The organism is Bartonella sp. CL71SXKL (assembly GCF_042194935.1).
In the GTDB taxonomy this organism is placed as follows: domain Bacteria; phylum Pseudomonadota; class Alphaproteobacteria; order Rhizobiales; family Rhizobiaceae; genus Bartonella.
The window spans coordinates 1-5,729 of record NZ_JBHINI010000035.1; the positions used below are offsets into that span (position 1 = coordinate 1).

The 5,729-nt window shown below is 40.2% G+C and carries 5 protein-coding genes and 1 pseudogene; all 6 read right to left on the reverse strand.

From position 1 onward, the window contains the following. Positions 1–353: 353 nt before the first annotated feature. The gene (locus ACFILA_RS08925) at positions 354–1,508 is read right to left on the reverse strand and encodes an MFS transporter (RefSeq protein WP_273791527.1); all 1,155 of its coding nucleotides are present in this window, start codon (positions 1,506–1,508) and stop codon (positions 354–356) included. Between the two features lie 163 nt (positions 1,509–1,671). Next, complete coding sequence (locus ACFILA_RS08930) at positions 1,672–1,860, reverse strand: hypothetical protein (RefSeq protein WP_375631794.1); 189 nt, start codon at positions 1,858–1,860, stop codon at positions 1,672–1,674. A gap of 173 nt (positions 1,861–2,033) precedes the next feature. Further along, positions 2,034–2,936, reverse strand: coding sequence for a DUF2087 domain-containing protein (locus ACFILA_RS08935; protein ID WP_375661054.1), 903 nt, complete (start codon positions 2,934–2,936; stop codon positions 2,034–2,036). Between the two features lie 33 nt (positions 2,937–2,969). Further along, positions 2,970–3,272 carry a hypothetical protein gene (locus ACFILA_RS08940; RefSeq protein WP_375661055.1) on the reverse strand — a complete coding sequence of 101 codons (303 nt, stop codon included), beginning with the start codon at positions 3,270–3,272 and terminating at the stop codon, positions 2,970–2,972. Between the two features lie 10 nt (positions 3,273–3,282). Then, complete coding sequence (locus ACFILA_RS08945; protein WP_375661056.1) at positions 3,283–3,957, reverse strand: hypothetical protein; 675 nt, start codon at positions 3,955–3,957, stop codon at positions 3,283–3,285. A 210-nt stretch (positions 3,958–4,167) separates the two neighbouring features. Continuing rightward, a pseudogene (locus ACFILA_RS08950) lies at positions 4,168–5,360 on the reverse strand (MFS transporter). Positions 5,361–5,729 lie beyond the last annotated feature (369 nt).

The following is a 5,729-nucleotide window of genomic DNA, read 5'->3' on the forward strand; positions in this document are numbered from 1 at the left end:
AGGGAATGGGCGGCATTAAAAGTTAAACGCGCATGGCGAGGCTTGAGATTGATTAGTTCAAAATCCTTTTTTGAGCGAATTATAAAAAAATGCTTTGGCTGTGTTGCACATGGATATCAATAGAATATTATTCGTGCAGAATGTAGCTACCTTACGCTTGTCTGCCCCCATAATACTTTATGCTATGAGGCAATTGGCAACGGAGCCTTACAGAGCAATCTTTAAAGACCGTTTCGAGCTTCTTTGCCGCAGATTGTATTACAAACCCATAATTGAGTGATTTATGGCGAATTATTTTGAGTGCTCTTGTTGTGCTACGGGTTTTCAAAAATGATATGTGACATGGAAGCTGCTTATTTTTTCGTTTGCATGAGGCAAAGGCAAGAAGCAAAGGCGGAGGCACCAACAATCATGCAAAAGGTGAAAGCGATATGATTGTTGAAATGGCTGATGATCCATCCACTTGTCCATGAGCCGGCAGCTTGGCCAATATTTGAAATAACAAGAATATAACTAAAAAGAACACTGGCAGAGAGGGATGAGGTTGTTTTCCCTGCTTGATAGTATATCTCTGGAATCATGACAGATTCATAGACACTGTAGGCAATTAACGCAATCACAGCGGTAAAGACCCCACCTATGAGGAAAAATGCAGCGAAACTTCCCATAAAGCAGAGCAGATAAAAAGTTGCTTTATCGGAAAGGGTGAGATGTTTATTGATTACCCCCTGCCAGATACAAATACTGATGCCAACAATTGAAAAGAAAATTCCACTATAAGGGGCGAGATTGCTGTCAAATTTATTGAGAAGTGTTGTGGTGGTGATGAAAATTCCCATGAGGAATGCACAAAGCAAAGCCGTGACCAGTAAATAAGCAATAGAACGATTATGTATTATTGTTTTTAAAGAAGAAAGAAGAGCTTTTTTTGTTTTTTTATTCTTTTCAAGAGATAATGTTTTATGTGGGTAATGATAAACAATTTGAATGGATAGAACACAAAGATACAAACCAATGAGTGCAAAAAAAGCCATTAAGAAGGTTGATGCGTTGTATTTTATGGCACTCGTTGCAACAAGAGGGGCGATAACGACAGCAGCATTTTGAAAAAAAGAATAGAGAGTTAATGCGCGTTTAAGAGCATTTTCATTGAGATGTTCTGATAAAATTTCTCTCAAAAATGGCTTTGAAACTGCTTTCGAAAAAGCCATTAAGGTAAAAAAGATCAACCATGCAGAAGGTGTGAGCGATAGGATAATGCACACAAAAGCGCTACTCCTTAAAATAAAGGCGCTAGCCATTAAGAGTTTACGCGAAAATCTTTCTAATAAACCCGTTGTGGTTACCATGAGAATGCTTTCAAGGATTACTGATCCAGCGAGATAAAAAGCGACATTGGCAGCAGTTATGAGAGAAGAGTTTCCAAGCAAAGGGAGTACAAAGAAAAAGGAAAATTCAGAAAGAAAAACTGTGCTATAGATGAAAAAAGTTATTTTATTTTTGCCCATGGAATTTCCATAGAAGTGTCGTTAAATGATCAAATACATTTTGTTGTATCTCTTGAGGAAGTTTTGTCAGCCCTGTTTCTGCTGTGCACATTTCGTTGAAATAGTATCCTTCTTGATTCACCAGCCAGTCCAATGCAAGAATATTGTTTTTTCTACGATGTTTTTAGAAATATCGAGCATGATTTGGATTGAGCAACAATACTGTGCCCTGATGTTCGCGCAACAACCGTAAGATCATTGAGACCTTGATCCTATATCTTCTCCTGATGATTTTGACTATTCCCAATTCTTTTTGATAACCACCCAATCCTTTTTGATAACCAATTGGCACCCCGCATTCTTGCTTTTCCATTTTATCCTTTATGAAGAGGATGTACTATCCCCCCATAGATTGTCAACATATGAATGGGATGAATGATTTTGTAACCTTTTAATGAAATTATATTTTTTTAGTGGAAGGTTATTCATTCTCTTGAAATAGAGAAGAAAAACGATAGAGTTCGCTAATCATTTTTCAATTCTCTTTTAGCGCATGCGTTGATATTTTCCTCCATGGCGTTGTAAAAAACCTCTCTCAACAAGAGTGCGTCGTAATCGGGCAAAGTCTATCGTAAAGAGGTTGCATATCTTGGAAACTTCCGTTTCGCTATAGATTTTTTCCTTCTGAAAGGCTTCACCAATTTTTGATAGCATCTCTTCTGTTTCTAAATGGCGGTCGCTTAAATTTTCCCTATTTCGCTCATGTTTATTTTCTAGCATTTTCCACACTGTCTCTTCGGCTTGAAATCCTGCTGTTGTGTTGTGAATAAGTCCAAGATTCAAAAGGCGATTGATGGATTTGTGAATGTTTTTGGCATCTGAATCGACATGTTTGAGGATATCAGTAAGATTTTTTGCACCAAGGATAATGGCGGCATAAACAGCGCGCAGTGTCGGTGAGGTCATGGCAGAGATCAGTGAATTGCGGGTATTGCGTTTGTGAAGGGTTTCTTTCCCCATGGGCAAAATATCATTGCGAATGGGAATTTCATTGATTTCTATGAGTTCTGCTTGGAGCGATTGTGCGCGTACAATTTGTTCGGCTGGGGTGCGTTTGCGAATAATCCCCAGACCACCCTGGCGATATTTGTGGTTTTCGGGGAGTGTTAAAGCTTCATAGGAGCCGTCAAGCCGGTAGAGAATTTCTTCCCAGATGGGAGTTCTGACGCGTCGAACCCGTTGTTCGCTATTGTGAGCAATTGTTGTGGTCATTGTTGGTTCATGTAGACAAAGATAACCACCAGCGGTGATGTGTTCCCAAACTGTGGTAACAAATCGCACATCATCTGCGGGCGTTCCAGCATCAAGCCAAACAAAATCTATTGGTCCCCAAGATTTGAGCGTTTCATCATCGAGAGAGAAGAAATTCTCATGGATAAATGTTACCATGTCTTTTTCAATACCGTCTTGAAGCAGTTCTTGCTATGCTTCTTCGGCTGATTGGCCTTCTGCTGAAAAATCATCAATGGTGATAAGCCGTGGTTCGTAATTCTCAAGGATTCCTGAAGGGTCAAGCAAAGCTGTACGCTCTTCCCTGGTGGAAGATTCTAAAAGTTTTTTATCTTGTTGCCATGCTTGTTTTGCTTTTTGCAGTGCTTTAGCAATCAAGCGCGTACTATCACCAGCACCGATTTCAATGACTGTGCGCGGTCTTGCCATTTGAATGAGCGTGTAAATAAGTTCAGCACTATTTTCTGTTCCCATGCCAGGTCTTATCAGCTTCATCTTTTTATCCTTATAATTTTATCAATCGTAGCATTCCTGCTTTTACAAGAAACTTTATTGAATCCTCTAGCGGGTGTTGAATGTGCATTGGTGTGGTGGCTTGCTTCAAGAGATGTTTTGTTTTTTCATTCAGTTGGATTGTACGCCCATTGAGTTGATTAATGGCAAGAGTGTCAAGAGAAGAATCTATGATAATACTGTTGGCTCTCGTAAAAGAGCGGTTGCATGATCTGGTGAAAAGGCTTGTTGATTTGTTTGAATGAGACCCGTGTTGTAAAAGTGATATCAAAAGACTCCCAGAGGCAAGAAGAGTACCATTGAATTGTATTTCTCTCAGTGATTGGACAAGGCAGCTTTCACGAAGTGCTTCAAATGTGGGAAAGTCGAATCCGCCAAATGTCGCTCCTTTTGTAGAAACAATGGTGATGGGTTGTATTTGCCGTTTGCCAATGAGTGCTGGTTTGTTTTTTATTATTTGTACATCTTTTGCCCATTGAATGTGTGATAAAGGATTGAGTTCACGTGGGTAGACAGCAAAAGAATTGATGGCTATGGGTGGTGTTGGTTTTTGCAATTCAAGTGTGTGGGAGCTCTCATGACAATCATGTCGCATATAGTCTGCAAGTTGCCATACATAACCGCCTGTTCCATTGTAAAAGTTTAAGCCTATAGGATCTTGTTGCATGATGTTAAACCGGTTTCTTCTGCTTTGAAATATCAAGTTTTGGCAATGGTTGTTTGCTAGGGTTGTTAGCTCTTCCACACTCAAGAGTGGTTCATCAAAGTCTTATTGGTTGGTGTGGGGTTATAGGGGAGATACAACGATTTCATCGAGGGGTGATTGTCATGCCATTTTTGGGTTTGGTTTGCCTGAGAGCAAAGATAGTAAAGTTCGTTAACCATTATCATATTCCTTTTTTTGTACGGCACTGTTCAAGATAAAACCTAATATGCCTGCGATCATTATAGCGATGCCAATGATAAATAGTGTGCTTTGGGTGTGATGCACTTTTACAAAACCGGCTCCTAGAAAGCCAAGGCACACGGCTGTTTGTAGGATGAAAATATAGGCGGGCATTTGGTTGTTTCGGTGTTCTTTTTTAATGGCTTTCATCATAAAACTTGCCATTAGAGCATTTTGCACACCGTTTGCACCCCCAAGAATGAAAAATGAAAGCATCATCAACCATATGATATGTGTTAAGGAAAAGCAGAAAATTGCAAAGCCAATGATTGCAGCGGCAAGTGATGCTCCAGCGGCATTACCAAAGCGATGAAAAAGGCTGGAGAAACAGAGTGGACCAACCACGAGGCCAAGACTTAACATGCTTGTGATTACCCCATAGGTTTCTGCACTGAAGTACAGCTCCGTGCGGATGCGGACAATCGATAAGACGTTGAGAGCAGAGGTGAGGATGATGGTAATGATGAGGGGAGAAAGAGCATAGACAACATTTTTTTTACGCAAGAGACCCGTTAAATCTAGCCCTTTTTTGGCTTGCTGTGTTGTGTTTGTTGTTTGCGTATGTATTTTTAAACTTTTAAAACAGAAGAGAGTGATAAAGGTAGCACAAAGAACCATGATGGATAGTGCAAAGAGCCCTTTTTGCCCATTTGATATTCCATACAATACACCCCCTAGCAGTGGTCCGGCAATGTAGCCAAGATTACGAACTGTTTGGATAACGCGGTTTAGTCGATCTAGTTGCTGATCATTGGTTGCAAATTCTGGGACGGAAACGAGGATAGCAGACCAAAAGAGTGAACCAGCACAACCTAGTGCGAAAGAAAGTGCAATGTAAACCCAAAATTGGTTGGCGATTGCGGCAACGGCTATGAAGAGTGCTTCAAACAATAAAACAATGGGTACTGTTCGCGCTGGTTGGAAGCGATGCAAGAGGCGTGGTGCAATTGGTCCGGCAAAAATTGCCCCGACAAGCCCTGCAAACAGCAGCATTGAAATAGATGCTGTGCTTTCTGCTAAGTGGAGAGCAAATGTAACTTGTGCTGTTTCATCGGCAAAGCTGCTAAAGCCCAAAACAAGAAAAGTCCCATTTGGGTAAAAATCATGGATTTTTTCTTTGTCACAATGCTCCTCCCCAAGAGGTTATAAGGTACAATTTTCTTCTACGTGTTTATGGTATATTCCATGCTTTGTATAGTTTTTCTTGATGATCAGTTGAGAAAGGAAGTTTTCAGAGCTCTTTTCTAAAACAAGCACAATGCCTATTGGCAGCAATGACCAGCTCCTTATGTTTTTTGAAAGGGGAGTATTAAGGATGATGGGCTGGTGAAGTTGTCTGATATGAGAGAGACAATAATACAAAAAGACAATCAGAAGATTTTGCAAAAAAGCTGCACTATACGTGCAGCTTTTTATGTATTTGCTTTAAAGGTAGACGTTTTAAAGCATGAAAGTGTCCTTACGGCTTCTATAACCATAATAGCCAAAAACAC